The sequence below is a fragment of the Pseudomonas baetica genome, from assembly GCF_002813455.1.
GTDB classification, from domain to species: Bacteria; Pseudomonadota; Gammaproteobacteria; order Pseudomonadales; family Pseudomonadaceae; genus Aquipseudomonas; species Aquipseudomonas baetica.
Genome location: NZ_PHHE01000001.1, coordinates 267,595 through 288,909, shown reverse-complemented (window position 1 = coordinate 288,909; position 21,315 = coordinate 267,595). Strand labels below are relative to the sequence as shown.

The window sequence follows — 21,315 nt, the reverse complement described above, 5'->3', positions numbered from 1 at the left end:
GTCAATCAATGCCCGCAGGTTTTGCCCGTGCCCCATCTCAATCACCCCGAAACGCCCAAACCGGCCATTCGCAGCGTGCTGCTTGCGCTGATGATGGCGATTTTTCTGGGTGCGCTGGATCAGACCATCGTCGCCGTGTCGATGCCGGCCATCTCCGCACAATTCAAGGACGTCAGTCTGCTGGCCTGGGTGATTTCCGGGTACATGGTGGCGATGACCGTGGCGGTGCCGATCTACGGCAAGCTCGGCGACTTGTACGGGCGGCGCAAACTGATGCTGTTCGGCATGGGCCTGTTTACGTTGGCCTCGCTGTTCTGCGGCATGGCGCAAAGCATGGAGCAACTGGTGCTGGCGCGGATTCTTCAGGGGGTTGGTGCTGGCGGGATGATCTCGGTCAGCCAGGCGATCATCGGCGACATCGTGCCGCCGCGCGAACGTGGGCGCTATCAGGGTTATTTCAGCAGCATGTACGCGGTGGCCAGCGTCGCCGGCCCGGTGCTCGGCGGCTACATGACCGAGTACCTGTCGTGGCGCTGGGTGTTTCTGATCAACCTGCCGCTGGGCCTTGGCGCCTGGTGGGTGGCCAACCGCAATCTGCGCGGGCTGCCGATTCCGCAGCGCAAACCGATCATCGATTACCTCGGCACACTGCTGATGATCATCGGCCTGACGGCACTGTTGCTCGGCATCACGCAGGTCGGTCAGGGCCATTCGTGGCGCAGCAGCGAAGTGCTGGGGCTGTTCGCTTGTGCGGTCGTGGTGTTGGCTGTTTTTGTCTGGCACGAGCGTCGCGCACGGGAGCCGTTGTTGCCGATGCATCTGTTCGCCAACCGTAATGCGTTGCTGTGCTGGTGCACGATTTTCTTCACCAGTTTCCAGGCGATCTCGCTGATCGTATTGATGCCGCTGCGCTTTCAAACCGTCACCGGTGCCGGCGCCGACAGTGCTGCATTGCACTTGCTGCCGTTGGCCATGGGGTTACCGATCGGTGCCTTCTTTGCGGGTCGTCGCACGTCGGTGACCGGGCGCTACAAACCGCAGATTCTGACCGGCGCCATCCTCATGCCGATCTCGATTATCGGCATGGCGTTCAGCCCGCCCGAGGCAACGCTGATGAGCGGTTTGTTCATGTTGCTCAGCGGCATTGCCGGCGGCATGCAATTCCCGACTTCATTGGTCGGTACACAGAATTCGGTGGAACAGCGCGACATCGGCGTGGCCACCAGCACCACCAATCTGTTCCGTTCGCTGGGCGGCGCCGTGGGTGTGGCGTTGATGTCGGCGCTGCTGTTGGCGTTGTTGCAGGATTCAAACTTCGCCCATCTGGCGAGCAGTTCGCTGATGAGCGAGGGGCATTCGGGCAACGTGCTGCTCGATGGTTTGAACGCCGCTCCGGGTGACGCGCAGAACGCCTTGCGTGCGGAGCTTTCGGTGACCTTCCGGCATTTGCTGTGGGTCAGTGCGGCGGTGTCGCTGCTGGGGCTGGCGGCGGCGATTGCCATGCCGAACAACTTGCTGCGTGGGCGCGAGCACGGCGCTAAGTAGGCACAAGTGCCACGAAAACCTGTGGGAGCGAGCCTGCTCGCGAAAGCGGTGTGTCATTCAACTGTGATGTCAGCTGACACTGTGCCTTCGCGAGCAGGCTCGCTCCCACCAGGGAAGATGCGTTTCAAGGGCTGTAGTAACCCACCGCGACCAGAAAGTGCCCGACCTTCTTCAGGTAGGCATGCTTGTCCTCGACCTTGCCGGTCACCGGGTTTTTCCAGCGGTAGGCGTATTCGCCGTAATCCTGTTTGGCGATCAGGGCCAGAATCGGCTCGCCCACCGGTTTGCCTTCCGGGTCCTTGATCTTGCTGAAGTCGGTGTTGATCAGGCGCAGATTGGTACCATGTGCGACATAGCGCTGGGTATCCAGATCGACCACAAACACATACAGGTCATCCTGCAGATAACCGCCCTTGAGCGAGTTGATCGCTGTCAGCGTGCCCTTCTCGTCTTTGCCCAGATCAGTCGCGGCCTTGTTCAGCAACGCCATCGCCTGCTCGGCCGACGCCCGCGGCAAGTAATAACCGACTGCCAGAATCCGCTGACCGACGCGCTGGTAGAACACATGTTTGCGCTCGACCTTGCCATCCGACCAGTTCTGCCAGCGGTACTCGGCTTGCTGGATACCGTTGCCCTCCGGCACTTTCAAGGCATCCTTGAAGGCTTTTTGCAGATCCGGGCCGAGCACTTCGCTCACATCACGGCCAATCAACGCCGACGATGGCCCGCCGCTGGCGAGCATCACGCCTTTTGTATCGACCACAAACACGTAGCGGTCCTTGTCGACAAACTCGCCCTGACGGCTGAACGCGGCGAATGCCTTGTCGCCGTTGTCGTGGTAATAGGCCAGGGCCTTTTCCAGCAAGGCGATCGCAGCCTGGCTGTCATCCTTGGCAGTTGTCGCGGCGCTGGCCTGGCCGAACCCCGCCAATAACATCACGCCAAGCCAGGCCACTTTATGCAAAAACCCCATAGCGCATCCCTCGTTCTTGTTGGTGTTTCAAGAGCGTAGACGGCTTGGGGCGATGTATGGATATTCAGAATGATGCAGGGGATTACACAATCCCCTGCATCACGGGTAATCAAGCACTAAGGCCGCGCATTGATTTGCTGCTGCAGGTTCTGGATCTGTGCCGACAGGGTATTGATGTTGCGGGTCATCTGCCCACGGAACGCGTCGAACTCGGCCGTGTTGCTACCCCCCTGCGGGGTGGCCGGGCGGTTGTCCTGTTCGCTTTTGAGGACAATGATTTCCTGCTCCAGACGATCAATTGCCGCGCCCGGATTACCCTGCTTCTTCAGTGCCGCGATATCAGCGCCGAGGCTTTTGAACTGCGCATCGAACGCCTTGAGCTGGGCATCGACCTTGCTGGTATCGGCCGGCGCGCTTTTGAGCGACGCCAGTTCTGCACTCAGGGCTTTGACCTGCGCCTGCAACTGACTATTGGCGTTCTGCTGTTCGGTAGTCTGCGCGGTCATTTGCGCCAGACGCTTGTCCAGGTCGCTGGCCTGACCGGCCACGCCCTGCTGCTGTTTTCCCTGATCGAGCAACTTGCCTTCGAGCTGTTTGATTTGCAGCTTCAAGGCTTCACTGTCACTGGTGACATTGCTCTGGCTGGCGACGACCTTGCCGGAAATGTCCTGCAGACGCCCCGCCGCTTCCTCACTGATACGCGCGAAACTTTCCTGGGTCGCGACCAGTTGCTGCTCCATCAGCGAAATCTGCTGAAAGCTCCACCAGGCCAGACCGATGAAAGCAAAAAACAGCGCGCCAACCAACGCCCACAGCGGCCCGGTGCTGGCCGCTTTGACCTTGACTACGGGCGCTGTGCGCGAGTGCACGGAGGTGCGGGCAGTGGTCGGAATGTCATCGTCGTCGAAGGTGTCGGCACGCAGGCTCGGTACATCATCGAAATCGTCGTGGGCATCATTACGCATGGACATTGAGGCAACCTTTGTGAATCGCGGTGATGGCAGATTGACGCGAAGTATAAACCCCACAGCCGCAGGGATTGACCCTCAACCGGCGGTGCGGTTCATTGCCGGCCGGCCGATTCGTTTCAACGAGTTTCAGCGAATGTCCTGGGCTTTCCACCAACCGCAGAACTCGTCGAGGGCCGTCCACAGGCTGACTTTCGGATCGTATTCCAGATAATGCCGTGCGCGACTGATGTCGAGGGTGAAATTTTTCTTCATGACCTGCATGCCCAGCCGCGACAGGGTCGGCTCCGGGCGTCCTGGCCAGAGTTTGCACGCGCCCTCGTTGAGTGCCGCAACGCTGTAGGCCAGTCCATAGGAACGGTATTGGGTGACCTGTGGCACTTCCATTTTGCGCATCACGTAATTGACCACATCCCACAACGGCACCGGCGCACCATTACTGATGTTGTAGGCCTTGCCCAACGCGGAACCGGCGGCCAGCAGACTGCTGAGCATGGCTTCGTTGAGGTTGTGCACACTGGTGAAATCGACCTTGTTCAAACCGTTGCCGATGATCGCCAGACGCCCCTTGCGCTGCATGTTCAACAGGCGCGGAAAGATGCTCATGTCGCCGGCACCGGTGACGAAACGCGGGCGCAGGGCGATGGTTTCGAGGCCGAATTCCTGCGCACCAAAGACCTTTTGTTCGGCCAGGTATTTGGTCGCGGCGTAGTGATGCTTGAAGCGCTTGGGCACTTGCTCTTCGGTCAGGTTGAAGTGGTCGCGGCCATCGAAATAAATCGACGGCGACGACAAATGCACCAGCCGTCGAACCCGCTGCTTCAGGCAGGCCTCGACGACGTTTTCGGTAACCTGCACGTTACCCTGATGAAAGTCCTGATAACGCCCCCACAGACCGACGGCACCGGCGCAATGCACCACGGCTTCGACGTCACCACAGAGGTCACGCACCCGTTCCGGGTCGGTCAGATCGCCGGGGACAAACTCGGCGCCGCGGCGTACCAGATGTTCGACGCTCTCGGCCCGGCGACCATTGACCCGCACGTCCAGGCCCTGCTCCAGAGCGAAACGCGCAAAGCGTCCGCCAATGAAGCCGCTTGCGCCGGTGACCAGAATTTTCATGTAGAGCTCCGCTGTCTTTCGTTTTGCCTGATTCGTGTGACTTGACGCTTGCCGTCAGTTCAACGGCACCAACCATTGTGGCGAAGAGCGCACCAGTTGCTCGGTCAGCAAGCCGAGCAACTGGCCGCCATTGCGCCAATGATGCCAGTACAACGGCACGTCGATCGGTTTATCTGGCAACAGTTCGCGCAACACGCCGCTTTGCAATTGCTCGCGCACTTGCAGTTCCGGGACCAGCCCCCAACCGAGTCCGGCCTCGGTCAGGCGAATAAAACCTTCGGAGGACGGACACAAGTGGTGCTCGAATCCGCCATCCACACCGAGCGCTGCGAGATAGCGATGCTGGAGGAAGTCGTCGGGGCCGAACACCAGCGCCGGGGTGCGCGGTAGCTTTTCGGCGCGCACACCATCAGGGAAATGCCGCGCGATAAATGCAGGACTGGCCAGCGCACGATAACGCATCGCCCCAAGCAACACGCTACGCGCGCCAGCCACTGGCCGTTCACTGGCGCACAGGCACGCCGCCACTTCACCGGCGCGCATGCGTTTGAGGCCGACGGTCTGGTCTTCGACGACCATATCCAGCAGCAAATGCTGTTCGGCGCAGAAATCTCCCACCGCTGGCGCCCACCAAGTGGCGAGACTGTCGGCGTTGAGTGCGATGCGCAGTCGCTCCGGCAAGCCCTCTTCGTCCAGCGCGGGCACCAGCGTTTGCAAATCCCGTTCGAGCAGACGCACTTGTTGCACATGATTGAGCAGCCGTCGGCCAATCTCGGTGGGCGACGGCGGCGTGCCGCGCACCAGCACCGGTTGGCCGACCCGCGCCTCGAGCAGTTTGATCCGCTGCGAAATCGCCGACTGCGACAGGCCCAGCACCTGGGCCGCGCGTTCGAACCCGGCTTGCTCGACCACGGCGGCCAGAGCGGAAAGCAATTTGTAGTCGAACATCAGTTTTCCTAATGAGCGATCAGCACTATTGGTTTTTCTTATACAGCTACCGACCGGAGAATAGCCAGCAAGCACTCTTTCACAAGCTTTCTTCTCAAGGACTTTTCAATGGCTGGCGAAACTTCACTCTCGACTCTCCTGCGCAGCATGAGTCCACAACTCAACGCCGGCGAATACGTGTTCTGCACCCTGCGTGACGGGCAGTTGCCGAGCGGTCTGGAGATTGTCGGCAGCTTTCGCGAACAGGAGGGGCTGACCGTCATTCTGCAACGTAGCCAGGCTGAAGACGCCGGTTTCAATTTCGACTACGTCGCCGCGTGGATCACTTTGAATGTGCACTCGGCGCTGCAAGCCGTCGGCCTGACCGCTGCGTTCGCCACGGCATTAGGCAAGGCCGGGATCAGTTGCAACGTGATCGCCGGTTACTACCACGATCATTTATTCGTCGGCCAGGCCGACGCCGAACGCGCCATGCAAGTGCTGCGCGATCTTGCAGCCAACGCGGAGTAAAACCTTATGTGGCAAAGCTATGTAAACGGCCTGCTGGTGGCGTTCGGACTGATCATGGCGATCGGCACGCAAAACGCATTTGTCCTGGCGCAAAGCCTGCGCCGGGAGCATCACCTGCCCGTGGCGACATTGTGTGTGGTGTGTGATGCTCTGCTGGTCGCTGCCGGTGTATTCGGTCTGGCGACGCTCCTGGCGCAGAACCCGACCCTGTTGGCGATCGCCCGTTGGGGCGGTGCGACTTTCCTGATCTGGTACGGCACCCAGGCCCTGCGTCGGGCGTTTTCGAAACAGAGTCTGAATCAGGCTGAAAACCAGACAGTGCGTTCGCTGCGCGCGGTGATGCTCAGTGCGTTGGCGGTGACATTGCTCAACCCGCATGTGTATCTGGACACCGTGCTGCTGATCGGCTCGCTGGGCGCCCAGCAATCGGTGCCTGGGGCCTATGTGGTGGGCGCGGCAAGTGCGTCGTTGCTATGGTTTTTCACCCTGGCGCTGGGTGCCGCATGGCTGGCGCCGTGGCTCGCTCGGCCGAGTACGTGGCGGATTCTCGATCTGTTGGTGGCAGTGATGATGTTCACAGTGGCCGGGCAATTGATTATCGCTGGCTGATTTATTCCAAAGGCCAAGGGGATGCCCTCACTCAATGACGATCCGTCATTGAGTGAGGGCATCCCCTTGAACCTCTATCCCACACAGTTGTTGCGTGGTTAAGCCGTGACCCCGGTGCTATGATCCGAACCCTGCGCCGCAAAGAGTAAAAACTCGCCGGTGCATTTCTGGCCGCCCGTGATCGGCCTTGCGCTCACCGCAACAGACCTGATTAGGAGAATCATCATGGCTTTCGAATTGCCGCCGCTGCCTTACGCACACGATGCCCTGCAGCCGCACATTTCCAAGGAAACCCTGGAATTTCACCACGACAAGCACCACAACACCTACGTCGTGAACCTGAACAACCTGGTGCCAGGCACCGAGTTCGAAGGCAAGACCCTGGAAGAAATCGTCAAGACTTCCTCGGGCGGCATCTTCAACAACGCCGCTCAGGTCTGGAACCACACTTTCTACTGGAACTGCCTGGCGCCAAACGCCGGCGGTCAACCAACCGGCGCACTGGCTGATGCCATCAACGCTGCGTTCGGTTCGTTCGACAAGTTCAAGGAAGAGTTCAGCAAAACCTCGATCGGTACCTTCGGTTCCGGTTGGGGCTGGCTGGTGAAAAAGGCTGACGGCTCCCTGGCCCTGGCCAGCACCATCGGCGCCGGCAACCCGCTGACCAGCGGCGACACCCCGCTGCTGACCTGCGATGTGTGGGAACACGCCTACTACATCGACTACCGCAACGTTCGTCCGAAGTACGTCGAAGCGTTCTGGAACCTGGTCAACTGGAAGTTCGTTGCTGAGCAGTTCGAAGGCAAAACCTTCACCGCTTAAGCTGCGCGCCAGTCAAAAAACCCGGCTATTGCCGTAATGCTGTTCACTTAAGCATTTGAATCCTCGCCGGGCTTCTTCGAAAATCCGATGTCAGATCTCTGGCATCGGATTTTTTATGTCTGTTCAACAGGACTTGCTCGACCTCGGCGACCTTTTCAACTTCTGTGACTTGAGCACATTCACTCAAAATATTCCCATCGAGTGGGTCGCGTCTGCGCTGGATCTGTCCAGCCAGGCCACTATCCGACGGCGTCGCTTGCCTGCCGACCAAGTGCTCTGGCTGGTGCTCGGCATGGCACTGTTTCGTGACGAGCCGGTTCATGAGGTTGCCCGACGTTTGAACATCTGCGCCCAAGGTCTGGCTTCTGACCATCTATTGGCCCGTAGCGGTGTAACCGAAGCCCGCAAGCGGCTGGGGGCCGACCCGGTTGAGTGGTTGTTTCGCAAAACGGGTACTCAATGGGGCGCGCAGCGCTATCCCGATGATGCCTGGCAGGATCTGCAAGTATTTGCAGTCGATGGTGCGCTTCTGCGCACGCCGGATACGCCGGAGTTGCGAGACCATTTCGGTTCTGGAAACACCTCGACCGACCGCCAGACTCCCTTTCCCATGCTGCGCCTGGTGGCGCTGATGAATGTGCGTTCACACCTGATCCTGGATGCACAGCTTAGCCCTTACCGACGCAGCGAAATGCGTCTGGCCGATGAGTTTTTGCAGCAGATCCCCGACCACTCCGTGACGCTGTTCGATAAAGGGTTCTGGAGCGCCGATCTCATGCTCAGCCTGAGCGGCGACGGCAGTCACCGTCATTGGCTGATTCCGGCAAAAAAGGGATTGGTTTGCGAGGAGGTAGCCCGTTACAACGAGCATGATCGTTTGGTGCGTATGAACGTGTCGCCGCAAGCCAGAAAGCGAAATCCGACTCTTCCTACACACTGGGAGGCGCGTGAAGTCAGTTATGAAATTCAAGGCAAAGTAAAAACAGTCATGACGTCGTTGCCGGCCAAGATCTACAGCACCAAGTCTGTTGCCAAGCTTTATCAGGAGCGCTGGGAAATCGAATTGGGCTTCAGGGATATCAAAAGCTCAATGCAGCAAAACGCAATGACCTTGCGCAGCAAAAAGGTCGATCTGATCTACCAGGAAGTGTGGGGGTTGTTGCTGGCTTACAACGTGATTCGTCGGGAGGCAAGTCAGGCAGCAGTCGCGTTTGGTCGAGCGCCGTCGGACATCCGTTTCAAGCCGGCTTGCCAGTACATCGCCGTGCAGTTGATCGTGATGGCAGCGGCCAATCCTGTTTCAGCGACGGGTAGACGGTTGGCGGAACTTAGAAAAGGCGTTGGCGGGCTATTTCTGGATCACCGCCCAAGGCCTTCGAGGCCAAGGACGGTGAAGATTTCAAAAACCCGGTTTCCGGTGGAGCGTAAGGCTGCTCCGCTTAAGTGAACAGCATTAGGGCTATTGCCGGGTTTTTTATGCCTGTGATTCCTGTAGGCGCTGTTCTTGTGATGAAAGCTCGCGCCCGCCTCTTGCTGCCGATCGATGGAAAACCAGCATCAAACAGAGGAATTTTATCCCAAACCGCTCAAGTTGAGTGCCTGAACTACCGACATAGTACAAATAGGGCTAATACTCCAAACAGCAGCATTTTGGCCAAGGCCAGAGGTGAATCCTCCTGAGCCTGATTGTCCCTTTGACTGCCATCACGGGATTGCCAATACTCATGGCAACTTGACGCTACGCACGGAACAAGGAATCCCCCTTTGAAGCTGGAACTCAAGAACAGCTTGTCGGTGAAGTTGCTCCGGGTCGTGCTCCTGTCGGCATTGATCGTTGGCGTGGTCTTGAGCTGCGCGCAGATCGTGTTCGATGCCTATAAAACACGCCAGGCGGTTGCCGGCGACGCCCAGCGTATTCTCGACATGTTCCGTGACCCTTCCACTCAGGCCGTCTATAGCCTGGATCGGGAGATGGGCATGCAGGTGATCGAAGGCCTGTTTCAGGACGACGCCGTGCGCCAGGCGTCCATCGGCCATCCCAATGAAGTGATGCTCGCGCAAAAGTCCCGCGAGTTGCAGCATTCCAACAGCCGCTGGCTGACCGACCTGATTCTCGGCCAGGAGCGCACGTTCACCACGCAATTGGTAGGACGCGGCCCGTACAGCGAGTATTACGGCGACCTGAGCATCACCCTCGACACCGCCACCTATGGCGAGAGCTTTATCGTCAGCTCGGTGATCATTTTCATTTCCGGCGTGCTGCGCGCCTTGGCCATGGGCCTGGTGTTGTATCTGGTTTACCACTGGCTGCTGACTAAACCGCTGTCGCGGATCATCGAGCATCTGACCGAAATCAACCCGGATCGCCCCAGCGAACACAAGATTCCGCAGCTCAAGGGCCACGAGAAAAACGAACTGGGTCTGTGGATCAATACCGCCAACCAGTTGCTCGAATCCATCGAGCGCAATACCCATCTGCGCCACGAAGCGGAAAACAGCCTGCTGCGCATGGCTCAGTACGATTTCCTCACCGGCCTGCCGAACCGCCAGCAATTGCAGCAGCAACTGGACAAGATTCTGGTCGACGCCGGCAAATTGCAGCGCCGGGTCGCGGTGTTGTGTGTAGGGCTGGACGATTTCAAAGGCATCAACGAGCAGTTCAGTTATCAGACCGGCGACCAGTTATTGCTGGCCCTGGCCGATCGACTGCGTGCCCACAGCGGCCGCCTCGGCGCCCTCGCCCGTCTGGGTGGCGACCAGTTCGCGCTGGTGCAGGCGGATATCGAACAGCCTTACGAAGCCGCCGAACTGGCGCAAAGCATTCTCGATGACCTGGAAGCGGCGTTTGCCCTCGATCATCAGGAAATCCGCCTGCGCGCGACCATCGGCATCACCCTGTTCCCGGAGGACGGCGACAGCACCGAGAAGCTGTTGCAGAAGGCCGAGCAGACCATGACCCTGGCCAAGACCCGCTCGCGCAACCGGTATCAGTTCTACATCGCCAGCGTCGACAGCGAGATGCGCCGTCGTCGTGAACTGGAAAAAGACCTGCGTGACGCACTGATCCGCGATCAGTTCTACCTCGTCTATCAACCACAGATCAGCTATCGCGATCACCGCGTGGTCGGCGTCGAGGCGTTGATTCGCTGGCAGCATCCGGAGCACGGTCTGGTGCCGCCCGACCTGTTCATTCCGCTGGCCGAGCAGAACGGCACGATCATCGCCATCGGCGAATGGGTACTCGATCAGGCCTGCAAGCAGTTGCGCGAGTGGCACGATCAGGGCTTCGCCGATCTGCGCATGGCGGTCAATCTGTCCACCGTGCAACTGCACCACGCCGAGTTGCCGCGGGTGGTCAACAACCTGTTGCAGATGTACCGCCTGCCGCCGCGCAGTCTGGAACTGGAAGTCACCGAAACCGGCCTGATGGAAGACATCAGCACCGCCGCCCAGCATTTGCTGAGCCTGCGTCGCTCCGGCGCGTTGATTGCCATTGACGACTTCGGCACCGGTTATTCATCGCTCAGTTATCTGAAGAGCCTGCCGCTGGACAAGATCAAGATCGACAAGAGCTTCGTCCAGGATCTGCTGGATGACGACGACGATGCGACCATCGTTCGCGCGATCATTCAACTGGGCAAGAGCCTCGGCATGCAAGTGATTGCCGAGGGCGTGGAAACCGCTGAACAGGAGAGCTACATCATCTCCGAAGGCTGCCATGAAGGTCAGGGCTACCACTACAGCAAACCGCTGCCGGCGCGGGAACTGAGCGCCTACCTCAAACAGGCGCAACGCAGTAACGCGGCCATTCTCTAGAAGATCAAAAGATCGCAGCCTCGTTTCACTCGACAGCTCCTACATTTGCAATGCGTTCTCCTGTAGGAGCTGCCGCAGGCTCGGGCCGCGATGGGACGATCTTTTGATCTTGATGCGCGAATAAGAAATATTTCCAAGCACTACCCTTTACACATAATGCGAAAGATTTGCATTATGTCGCAGTTTTGCGCCCCCAGCGCGAGTCCACTCAACTACCGAAGCAGGATGTTCGCCATGATTCGTATGCCTCTGGCTACCGCCAGTCTGCTGGCCATCGCTATTTCCCTCGCCGGTTGCGGCGAAGGCAAAGACAAAGCTGCCGCCCCGGCCACGCCGACTCCAGCCGCCACCGCCGCCGCTCCAGCAGCTGCGCCTGCCGCTGCCGGTAAAGTCGACGAAGCCGCTGCCAAGGCAGTGGTCGCGCACTACGCCGACATGGTCTTCGCCGTTTACAGCGATGCCGAATCCACTGCGAAAACCCTGCAAACCGCGGTCGATGCTTTCCTCGCCAAGCCGAACGCCGACACCCTCAAAGCCGCCAAGGCTGCCTGGGTCGCTGCTCGCGTGCCTTACCTGCAGAGCGAAGTGTTCCGCTTCGGCAACACCATCATCGACGACTGGGAAGGTCAGGTTAACGCCTGGCCACTGGACGAGGGTCTGATCGACTACGTCGACAAATCCTACGAACACGCACTGGGTAACCCGGGCGCTACCGCCAACATCATCGCCAACACCGAAGTACAGGTCGGCGAAGACAAGGTCGACGTCAAGGACATCACGCCGGAAAAACTCGCCAGCCTCAATGAGCTGGGCGGTTCCGAAGCCAACGTTGCCACTGGCTACCACGCCATCGAATTCCTGCTGTGGGGCCAGGATCTGAACGGCACCGGCCCTGGCGCTGGCAACCGTCCTGCTTCGGACTACCTGGAAGGCGCCGGCGCCACTGGCGGTCACAACGATCGTCGTCGCGCTTACCTGAAAGCCGTGACCCAACTGCTGGTCAGCGATCTGGAAGAAATGGTCGGCAACTGGAAGCCGAACGTGGCGGACAACTACCGCGCCACCCTGGAAGCCGAGCCGGGCGAAACCGGTCTGCGCAAAATGCTCTTCGGCATGGGTAGCCTGTCCCTGGGTGAACTGGCGGGCGAGCGCATGAAGGTTTCCCTGGAAGCCAACTCCCCGGAAGACGAACATGATTGCTTCAGCGACAACACCCACTACTCGCACTTCTACGACGCCAAAGGCATTCGTAACGTTTACCTGGGCGAGTACACCCGTGTTGACGGCACCAAGATGACTGGCGCCAGCCTGTCGTCGCTGGTGGCCAAGGCCGACCCGGCTGCCGACACCGCACTGAAAGCCGATCTGGCCGCTACCGAAGCCAAGATCCAGGTCATGGTTGACCACGCCAACAAGGGTGAGCACTACGACCAACTGATCGCCGCCGGTAACACCGCTGGCAACCAGGTCGTTCGCGACGCTATCGCATCGCTGGTCAAGCAGACCGGTTCGATCGAAGCCGCTGCCGGCAAGCTGGGCATCAGCGACCTGAACCCGGACAACGCTGATCACGAGTTCTGATCAACGCGTCTGAGTTAAAGAAGGCGACCTTCGGGTCGCCTTTTTCATGCCTGCTCTACACATAACCCTGTGGGAGCGAGCCTGCTCGCGAAGGCTGTATCTGCCGCCACATTTTCAGCGCGTCCGACACCGCTTTCGCGAGCAGGCTCGCTCCCACAGGGTTTGCTTGGGGTTTAGAGGTTGCGCCATATCAAGCAAACGATAATTCCTCTTATTCAAACTCCCTCGCCCTGTTAGACTTTGCGCCTTTGTTTTCGCACCTCTAGCAGGATGTCTGATGCCTTCGCTGCCTCTTCGCTTGTCCGCACTGTTGCTGGCCCTGGGCCTGAGTGCCTGCGATGACGCCCCGCGTTTCACCCAGGCCGAGCCCGGTGAAGCGCGTTCGGGTGGTGCGGCGACCGTGCGCAAGACCGATCAGAACGCGTTTTCCCTGCCTTCGGCCAACCTGCCGCCATCGCGTCGGGTGGATTTCAGTGTCGGTAACAGCTTCTTTCGCAGCCCGTGGGTGATCGCCCCGTCGACCACCACCGCCCGCGACGGCCTCGGGCCGCTGTTCAATACCAACGCTTGCCAGAACTGCCACATCAAGGACGGCCGCGGTCATCCGCCAGAAACCGGCGCGACCAACGCGGTATCGATGCTGGTGCGCCTGTCGATCCCCGATGCGCCGCAGTACGCCAAGCTGATCGAGCAGGTCGGTGTGGTGCCGGAGCCGGTCTACGGCGGCCAGTTTCAGGACATGGCGGTGCCCGGCGTTGCTCCGGAAGGCAAAGTGAGGGTCGACTACACGCCAGTGCCCGTTCGTTTCAAGGACGGCACCGAAGTCGAGCTGCGCAAACCGGTGTTGCAGATCACCCAGCTCGGCTACGGCCCGATGCACCCGGACACGCGCTTCTCCGCGCGGGTCGCTCCACCGATGATCGGCCTGGGCCTGCTCGAAGCGATCCCCGAAGAAGCGATCCTCGCCAACGCCGCCGTGCAGGCCAAAGAGAAAAACGGCATCAACGGCCGGCCTAACCGGGTCTGGGACGATGAGTTGCAGAAAACCGTGATCGGTCGCTTCGGCTGGAAGGCCGGGCAGCCGAACCTCAATCAACAGAATGTTCACGCGTTTTCGGGTGATATGGGCCTCACCACCAGCCTGAGACCCTTCGATGACTGCACCGACGCGCAAACCGCCTGCAAGCAGGCACCGAACGGCAATGGCCCGGACGGCGAACCTGAAGTCAGCGATAACATCCTGCGTCTGGTGCTGTTCTACAGCCGCAACCTCGCCGTCCCCGCGCGGCGCGGCGTCAACGATGAACAAGTGCTGGCCGGCAAGAATCTGTTTTTCCAGGCCGGCTGCCAGTCGTGTCACACACCGAAATACACCACCGCCGCCAACGCGGCCGAACCTGAACTGGCCAATCAAGTGATTCGCCCGTACAGCGATCTGCTGCTGCATGACATGGGCGACGGTCTGGCCGACAACCGCACCGAGTTCCAGGCCTCCGGCCGCGACTGGCGCACGCCGCCGTTGTGGGGCGTCGGCCTGACGCAAGCGGTCAGTGGCCACACGCAGTTTTTGCACGACGGCCGCGCACGCAATCTGCTCGAAGCGGTGCTCTGGCACGGCGGTGAAGCAAAAGCGGCGCAGCAACAGGTTTTATCGTTCAATGCCGAGCAGCGTGCTGCGCTGCTGGCGTTTCTGAATTCACTTTAAACACTTAAAAGAATCGGGAGCCCGACATGTTCCGTCCCAAGCTACTGTTCACCAGCCTTGCCGCGCTCGCCCTCGGCGCTTGCTCGCCGCAGGATCCGCAAGCCGTTACTTCGGCCGCCATCGCCAAATCGGTGATCCTGCCGACGTACACCCGTTGGGTTGAAGCCGACAAGCAACTGGCGGTCAGCGCCCTCGCCTACTGCCAGGGCAAAGAAACCCTGGAAACCGCTCGCGCCGACTTCCTGCACGCGCAGAAAGCCTGGGCCGAGTTGCAACCGCTGCTGATCGGCCCGCTGGCCGAGGGCAACCGTTCGTGGCAGGTACAGTTCTGGCCGGACAAGAAAAACCTCGTCGGCCGTCAGGTCGAGCAACTGGTCGTCGCCCAGCCGCAGATCGATGCCGCCGCACTGGCCAAATCGAGCGTGGTGGTTCAGGGCCTGTCGGCTTACGAGTACATCCTGTTCGATGCCAAGCCTGACGTTGCCAACGAAGAACAGAAAGCCAAGTACTGCCCACTGCTGATCGCCATCGGCGAACGCCAGAAGCAACTGGCCGAAGAGATTCTGCAAAGCTGGAACAACACCGACGGCATGCTCGCGCAAATGAGCAAGTTCCCCAACCAGCGCTACGCCGACTCCCACGAAGCGATCGCCGATCTGCTGCGTGTACAGGTCACGGCACTCGACACCCTGAAGAAAAAACTCGGCACGCCGATGGGCCGCCAGAGCAAAGGCGTGCCACAGCCGTTCCAGGCCGATGCATGGCGTAGCCAGTCGTCGCTGACCGCGCTGGAAGCGAGCCTCGCCGCCGCCAAAACCGTTTGGGAAGGCGTCGACAACAAAGGCCTGCGCGGCCTGCTGCCGGCTGAGCAAAAACCGCTGGCGGACAAGATCGACGCTGCCTACGCCGCTTCGCTGAAACTGTTCGACAGCACCCAGCGTTCGCTTGGTGAAATGCTCGAAGATGACGCCGGTCGTCAGCAACTCAACGATATCTACGACAGCCTCAACGTCGTCCATCGCCTGCACGAAGGCGAACTGGCCAAGGCGCTGGGCATCCAACTGGGCTTCAACGCCAACGACGGTGACTGATGAGGGCAAGTGCCATGCTGCGACGCCAGGCTCTGACTTTAGGTAGTTTGCTGCTGGGAGCAGTGACACTGGGCGGCTGGACGCTGTTCAAGCGCAAGGATCAGAGCCCGCTGTTGCTCTCGGCTCGCGATGACACCGATGGCAAGCATTACGCCGTCGGCTATCGGCTGGATGGCACGCGGGTGTTCGCCACGCAAGTCGGCCAGCGTTGCCACGACATCATCAACCACCCGACGCTGTCGATTGCGCTGTTCGTCGCCCGCCGGCCGGGTACCGAAAGCTATCTGATCGACCTGCGCGACGGGGCGTTGTTGCAAACCGTGACGTCGCAGCCGAACCGGCATTTCTACGGCCACGCCGTGGTGCACAAGGACGGCGAATACCTGTACGCCACCGAAAACGACACCACTGATCCCGGTCGTGGCCTGCTCGGGGTGTACAAGTTCGAAGGCGAGCGGCTGGTGCACAGCGGCGAAATTTCCACCCACGGCCTCGGCCCGCATCAGGTGTCATGGATGCCGGATGGCGAGACGCTGGTAGTGGCCAACGGCGGGATTCGTACCGAGGCGGAAAGCCGCGTCGACATGAACCTCAACGCCATGGAACCAAGCCTGGTACTGATGCAGCGCGACGGTACCTTGCTGAGCAAGGAAACCCTCGCCCAGCAGATGAACAGCGTGCGCCACCTGGGGATTGCCAGCGACGGCACCATCGTCGCCGGTCAGCAATTCATGGGGGCCTCGCACGAGCGCTCGGAACTGCTGGCGATCAAGCGTCCGGGCCAGCCATTCGTGGCGTTCCCGGTGCCGGAGCATCAGTTGCAATCGATGGGTCACTACACCGCCAGCGTTGCGGTACACAGCGACTTGCGTCTGGTGGCGCTGACGGCGCCGCGTGGCAACCGCTTCTTCATCTGGGATCTGGACAGCGGCGAAGTACGCCTCGACGCACCGCTGCCCGATTGCGCCGGTGTCGGCGCGGTGAAGGATGGCTTTGTCGTGACCTCGGGTCAGGGGCGTTGCCGTTACTACGATTGCCGTCAGGATGAACTGCTGGCCAAGCCGCTGGAATTGCCCGCAGGGCTCTGGGACAACCATCTTCATCTGATGGCGTGAAACGCCCTTAAAAGATCGCAGCCTGCGGCAGTTCCTACATTGGAATGCAACTCCCTGTAGGAGCTGCCACAGGCTGCGATCTTTTACATCACCTGTAAAAACTGCCAGTTGGAATCCCCCCTGCACTCGGAGTAATGTTCCCGCCTGTCTCGCCTGATTTATCCAAGGAACTGGAAATATGCTGCGTCGCCGCATGCTGATCATGTTGGGGGTTGTGTTGCTGATCGTCCTGGTGCTGGGCGGTTATAAAGCCTTTTCGATCTACACCATGATCCAGGGCTTCTCCAAGCCGAAACCGCCGATCAGCGTCGCCGTGGCTAATGCCAGCGAGCAGCCGTGGCAGATGCGCTTGCCCACCGTCGGCACGCTCAAGGCGCTGCAAGGGGTCGAGCTGAGCCTGGAAGTCGCCGGCACCGTCACCGAGCTCAAGTTTGAATCAGGGCAGAAGGTCAAGGCCGGTCAACCGCTGCTGCAACTCGACAGCGCCGTCGAAACAGCCCTGCTGGAAACCGCCAAAGCTGATCTTGGCCTGGCGCAACTGGACTTCGGGCGTGGCAGCCAACTGGTCGACAGCCGCGCGATTTCCAAAGGTGAATACGACCGCCTCTCCGCCGTTCTGCAAAAGAACAAAGCCACGGTCAATCAGCTCAATGCCTCGCTGGCGAAAAAACGCATCCTCGCGCCGTTCAGCGGCACCATCGGCATCCGTCAGGTCGATATCGGCGACTACCTCGCCAGCGGCAGCAAAATCGCCACATTGCAGGATCTCAGCAGCCTCTACGCCGACTTCTATGTGCCCGAGCAATCGGTACCGAAACTGGCTGTCGGCCAACCGGTGAATATCTCGGCCGCCGCTTATCCCGGCCAGATTTTTCCGGGCAAGATCAGCGCGATCAACCCGCTCGTCGAAAGCACCACACGCAACATTCTGGTCCGCGCGACGCTGGCCAACCCCGACGGCAAATTGCTGCCCGGCATGTTCGCCAGCCTCGAAGTGCTGCTGCCGGATCCGCAGAAGTACGTCGTGGTACCGGAGAGCGCGATCACCTACACCCTCTACGGCAATTCGATCTACGTGGTCGGGCAGAAGAAAGCCGAGGACGGCAGCGTCGAGAAAGACGACAAGGGCCAACCGGTGCTGATCGCCGAGCGGCGCTTCATCGAAACCGGTGAGCGCCGCGATGGCCTGGTAATGATCAACAAGGGCGTGCAGAGCGGCGAACAAGTGGTGACGGCCGGCCAGATCAAACTGGACAACGGCGCCCACATTGCCATCAGCGACGACAAGACCCTCGGCGAGCAGAACAGTCCGCGCCGCGCCGACTGATCAAGGAAACCCCATGGCTTTTACCGATCCGTTCATCCGCCGCCCGGTGCTCGCCACCGTGGTCAGCCTGCTGATTGTGCTGCTGGGTTTTCAGGCCTGGAGCAAGTTGCCGCTGCGCCAATACCCGCAAATGGAAAACGCCCTGATCACGGTGACCACCGCGTACCCCGGGGCCAACGCCGAAACCATTCAGGGCTACATCACCCAGCCGATGCAACAGAGCCTGGCCAGCGCCGAGGGCATCGACTACATGACCTCGGTCAGTCGGCAGAATTTCTCGACGATTTCGATCTACGCGCGCATCGGCTCGAACACCGACCGCCTGTTTACCGAGCTGCTGGCCAAGGCCAACGAGGTGAAGAACAAACTACCGCAAGACGCCGAAGACCCGGTGCTGAGCAAAGAGTCTGCCGACGCCTCGGCACTGATGTACATCAGTTTCTTCAGCAAGGACTTGAGCAATCCGCAGATCACCGATTATTTGTCGCGAGTCATTCAGCCAAAACTGGCGACCCTGCCGGGCATGGCCGAAGCGGAGATTCTCGGCAATCAGGTGTTCGCCATGCGCCTGTGGCTCGACCCGGTAAAACTCGCCGGTTTCGGCCTCAGCGCCGCCGACGTGACCAGCGCCGTGCGCCAGTACAACTTTCTCTCCGCCGCAGGCGAAGTGAAAGGCGAGTACGTGGTCACCAGCATCAACGCCAACACTGAGTTGAAATCCGCCGAGGCCTTCGCGGCGATTCCGCTCAAGGTCAGTGGCGACAGCCGTGTGCTGCTCAGCGATGTCGCGCGGGTCGAAATGGGCGCGGAAAACTACGACTCGGTCAGCTCGTTTGGCGGTACGCCGTCGGTGTACATCGGTATCAAGTCGTCGCCGGGGGCCAACCCGCTGGACGTGATCAAAGAAGTGCGCAAGATCATGCCGGAGCTTGAGGCGCAACTGCCGCCCAACCTCAAGAGCGAGATCGCCTACGACGCCACTCTGTTCATCCAGGCCTCCATCGACGAAGTGGTGAAAACCCTTTTCGAAGCGGTGCTGATCGTCATCGTCGTGGTGTTCCTGTTCCTCGGCGCGCTGCGTTCGGTGGTGATCCCGGTGGTAACCATTCCGCTGTCGATGATCGGCGTGATGTTCTTCATGCAGATGATGGGCTATTCGATGAACCTGCTGACGCTGCTGGCGATGGTGCTGGCCATCGGTCTGGTGGTCGACGATGCAATTGTCGTGGTGGAAAACATCCACCGGCACATCGAGGAAGGCAAGACGCCGTTCGATGCGGCGCTGGAAGGCGCGCGGGAAATCGCCCTGCCGGTGGTGTCGATGACCATCACCCTGGCAGCGGTGTATGCGCCGATCGGCTTCCTCACCGGGCTGACCGGGGCGCTGTTCAAGGAGTTCGCCCTGACGCTGGCCGGTGCCGTGGTGATTTCTGGCGTTGTTGCCCTGACCCTGTCGCCGATGATGTGCGCCTTTTTGCTGCGCCACGAGGAAAACCCCAGCGGCCTGGCGCACCGCCTCGACCGTATCTTCGACGGCCTCAAGCGCCGCTATCAGAGCATGCTCCACGGGACGCTGAATACCCGGCCGGTGGTGTTGGTGTTCGCCCTGATCGTGCTGTGTCTGATTCCGGTGTTTCTCAAGTTCACCAAATCGGAACTGGCACCGGACGAAGACCAAGGCATCATTTTCATGATGGCCAGCGCGCCGCAGCCAACCAACCTCGATTATCTGAACACCTACACCGATGAATTCATCAAGATCTTCAAGGAATTCCCGGAGTACTACTCCTCGTTCCAGATCAACGGCTACAACGGCGTACAAGCGGGCATCGGCGGCTTTCTGCTCAAGCCCTGGAACGAGCGCAGCCGCACCCAGATGCAAATCCTTCCCGAGGTGCAAGGCAAACTGGAAGGCATCCCTGGCCTGCAGGTCTTCGGTTTCAACCTGCCCTCCCTGCCCGGCACCGGTGAAGGCTTGCCGTTCGAATTCGTGATCAACACCGCCAACGACTATGAACTGCTGCTGCAAGTGGCCGACCGGATCAAGAAGCGCGCCATGGAATCGGGCAAGTTCGCTTTCGTCGACCTTGATCTGGCCTTCGACAAACCGGAAGTGGTGGTCGATATCGACCGCGCCAAAGCGGCACAGATGGGCGTTTCGATGCTGGATCTGGGCGGCACCCTGGCGACGCTGCTCGGCGAGGCGGAAATCAACCGCTTCACCATCGACGGTCGCAGCTACAAGGTCATCGCTCAGGTCGAGCGGCCGTACCGTGACAACCCGGACTGGCTGAACAATTACTACGTGAAAAACACCCAGGGCGAGTTGCTGCCGCTGTCGACGCTGATCAAGATCAGCGACCGCGCGCGACCAAGACAACTCAATCAGTTCCAGCAACTCAACGCGGCGAAGATCTCCGGGGTCCCGCTGGTGAGCATGGGCGAAGCGATTGACACCGTATTGCAGATTGCGCGGGAAGAAGCCCCCGCCGGGTTTGCCTTCGATTATGGCGGTGCATCGCGGCAGTTCGTGCAGGAAGGCAGTGCCTTGTGGGTAACGTTTGCATTGGCGCTGGCGATCATTTTCCTGGTGCTGGCGGCGCAGTTTGAAAGCTTCCGCGACCCGCTGGTGATTCTGGTGACAGTGCCGCTGTCCATTTGCGGGGCGCTGATTCCGCTGTTCCTCGGCTGGTCGAGCATGAACATCTATACCCAGGTCGGGTTGGTGACACTGATCGGACTGATCAGCAAGCACGGGATCCTGATCGTCGAGTTCGCCAACCAGTTGCGCAAGGACAAAGGCCTGACGGCGCGTGAAGCCGTAGAGCAAGCAGCGGCGATTCGTTTACGGCCAGTGCTGATGACCACGGCGGCGATGGTGTTCGGCATGGTGCCGTTGATTCTGGCGACCGGTGCGGGGGCCGTCAGCCGGTTCGATATAGGGATGGTGATTGCGACGGGGATGTCGATCGGCACGTTGTTTACCCTGTTTGTTCTGCCGTGCGTTTACACCCTGCTGGCCAAACCCGATCCCAAGTAGCACATACATTCCCTGGTGGGAGCGAGCCTGCTCGCGAAGGAGTGTCAGTCGACACACATGTGACTGAAACACCGTATTCGCGAGCAGGCTCGCTCCCACATTGGTTGGCGTATATCCATAAAATCCGCACGTAAAAAAGGCCT

The 21,315-nt window shown here is 60.0% G+C and carries 16 protein-coding genes; 12 read left to right on the top strand and 4 right to left on the bottom strand.

The window, feature by feature from the left end; all coding sequences use genetic code 11:
- Window positions 1-27 precede the first annotated feature (27 nt).
- Complete coding sequence (locus ATI02_RS01310; protein ID WP_100845227.1) at window positions 28-1,545, top strand: MDR family MFS transporter; 1,518 nt, start codon at window positions 28-30, stop codon at window positions 1,543-1,545.
- A gap of 124 nt (window positions 1,546-1,669) precedes the next feature.
- Here ATI02_RS01310 and ATI02_RS01305 read toward each other — a convergent pair whose 3' ends face one another.
- The 4 genes from ATI02_RS01305 to ATI02_RS01290 form a co-directional block, all read right to left on the bottom strand.
- Window positions 1,670-2,518 (bottom strand): cache domain-containing protein, encoded by an 849-nt coding sequence (locus tag ATI02_RS01305; RefSeq protein WP_100845226.1) that lies wholly within the window; start codon window positions 2,516-2,518, stop codon window positions 1,670-1,672.
- A gap of 116 nt (window positions 2,519-2,634) precedes the next feature.
- Window positions 2,635-3,489, bottom strand: a complete 855-nt coding sequence (locus ATI02_RS01300) for an ATPase (protein ID WP_095191548.1) — start codon at window positions 3,487-3,489, stop codon at window positions 2,635-2,637.
- 126 nt (window positions 3,490-3,615) lie between these two features.
- Window positions 3,616-4,608, bottom strand: coding sequence for an NAD-dependent epimerase/dehydratase family protein (locus tag ATI02_RS01295; RefSeq protein WP_095191549.1), 993 nt, complete (start codon window positions 4,606-4,608; stop codon window positions 3,616-3,618).
- Between the two features lie 54 nt (window positions 4,609-4,662).
- Window positions 4,663-5,556: a LysR family transcriptional regulator ArgP gene (locus ATI02_RS01290; protein ID WP_095191550.1), complete on the bottom strand. Its 894-nt coding sequence runs from the start codon at window positions 5,554-5,556 to the stop codon at window positions 4,663-4,665.
- A gap of 108 nt (window positions 5,557-5,664) precedes the next feature.
- On the opposite strand from ATI02_RS01290, the gene ATI02_RS01285 reads away from it, so the two are divergent.
- The 11 genes from ATI02_RS01285 (at window position 5,665) to ATI02_RS01235 (ending at window position 21,172) form a co-directional block, all read left to right on the top strand.
- Complete coding sequence (locus ATI02_RS01285; RefSeq protein WP_095191551.1) at window positions 5,665-6,066, top strand: ACT domain-containing protein; 402 nt, start codon at window positions 5,665-5,667, stop codon at window positions 6,064-6,066.
- A gap of 6 nt (window positions 6,067-6,072) precedes the next feature.
- A complete protein-coding gene (locus tag ATI02_RS01280; RefSeq protein WP_095191552.1) occupies window positions 6,073-6,675 on the top strand; it encodes a LysE/ArgO family amino acid transporter in 603 nt (200 codons plus the stop codon).
- A 225-nt stretch (window positions 6,676-6,900) separates the two neighbouring features.
- Entirely contained in the window at window positions 6,901-7,497 is a 597-nt protein-coding gene (locus ATI02_RS01275) for a superoxide dismutase (protein WP_016779807.1), read from the top strand.
- 115 nt (window positions 7,498-7,612) lie between these two features.
- A complete protein-coding gene (locus ATI02_RS01270) occupies window positions 7,613-8,944 on the top strand; it encodes an IS4 family transposase (protein WP_100845225.1) in 1,332 nt (443 codons plus the stop codon).
- 317 nt (window positions 8,945-9,261) lie between these two features.
- Window positions 9,262-11,313: a putative bifunctional diguanylate cyclase/phosphodiesterase gene (locus ATI02_RS01265; protein WP_100845224.1), complete on the top strand. Its 2,052-nt coding sequence runs from the start codon at window positions 9,262-9,264 to the stop codon at window positions 11,311-11,313.
- 234 nt (window positions 11,314-11,547) lie between these two features.
- A complete protein-coding gene (locus ATI02_RS01260) occupies window positions 11,548-12,894 on the top strand; it encodes an imelysin family protein (RefSeq protein WP_100845223.1) in 1,347 nt (448 codons plus the stop codon).
- A 277-nt stretch (window positions 12,895-13,171) separates the two neighbouring features.
- On the top strand, window positions 13,172-14,599 hold the full coding sequence (locus ATI02_RS01255; RefSeq protein ID WP_100845222.1) for a di-heme oxidoreductase family protein: 1,428 nt from the start codon (window positions 13,172-13,174) through the stop codon (window positions 14,597-14,599).
- Between the two features lie 26 nt (window positions 14,600-14,625).
- Window positions 14,626-15,690, top strand: a complete 1,065-nt coding sequence (locus tag ATI02_RS01250) for an imelysin family protein (protein WP_095191952.1) — start codon at window positions 14,626-14,628, stop codon at window positions 15,688-15,690.
- A gap of 14 nt (window positions 15,691-15,704) precedes the next feature.
- Complete coding sequence (locus ATI02_RS01245) at window positions 15,705-16,805, top strand: DUF1513 domain-containing protein (RefSeq protein ID WP_100845221.1); 1,101 nt, start codon at window positions 15,705-15,707, stop codon at window positions 16,803-16,805.
- Window positions 16,806-16,983: 178 nt separating this feature from the next.
- A complete protein-coding gene (locus ATI02_RS01240) occupies window positions 16,984-18,132 on the top strand; it encodes an efflux RND transporter periplasmic adaptor subunit (RefSeq protein WP_100845220.1) in 1,149 nt (382 codons plus the stop codon).
- 13 nt (window positions 18,133-18,145) lie between these two features.
- On the top strand, window positions 18,146-21,172 hold the full coding sequence (locus tag ATI02_RS01235) for a multidrug efflux RND transporter permease subunit (protein WP_100845219.1): 3,027 nt from the start codon (window positions 18,146-18,148) through the stop codon (window positions 21,170-21,172).
- Window positions 21,173-21,315: the final 143 nt, after the last annotated feature.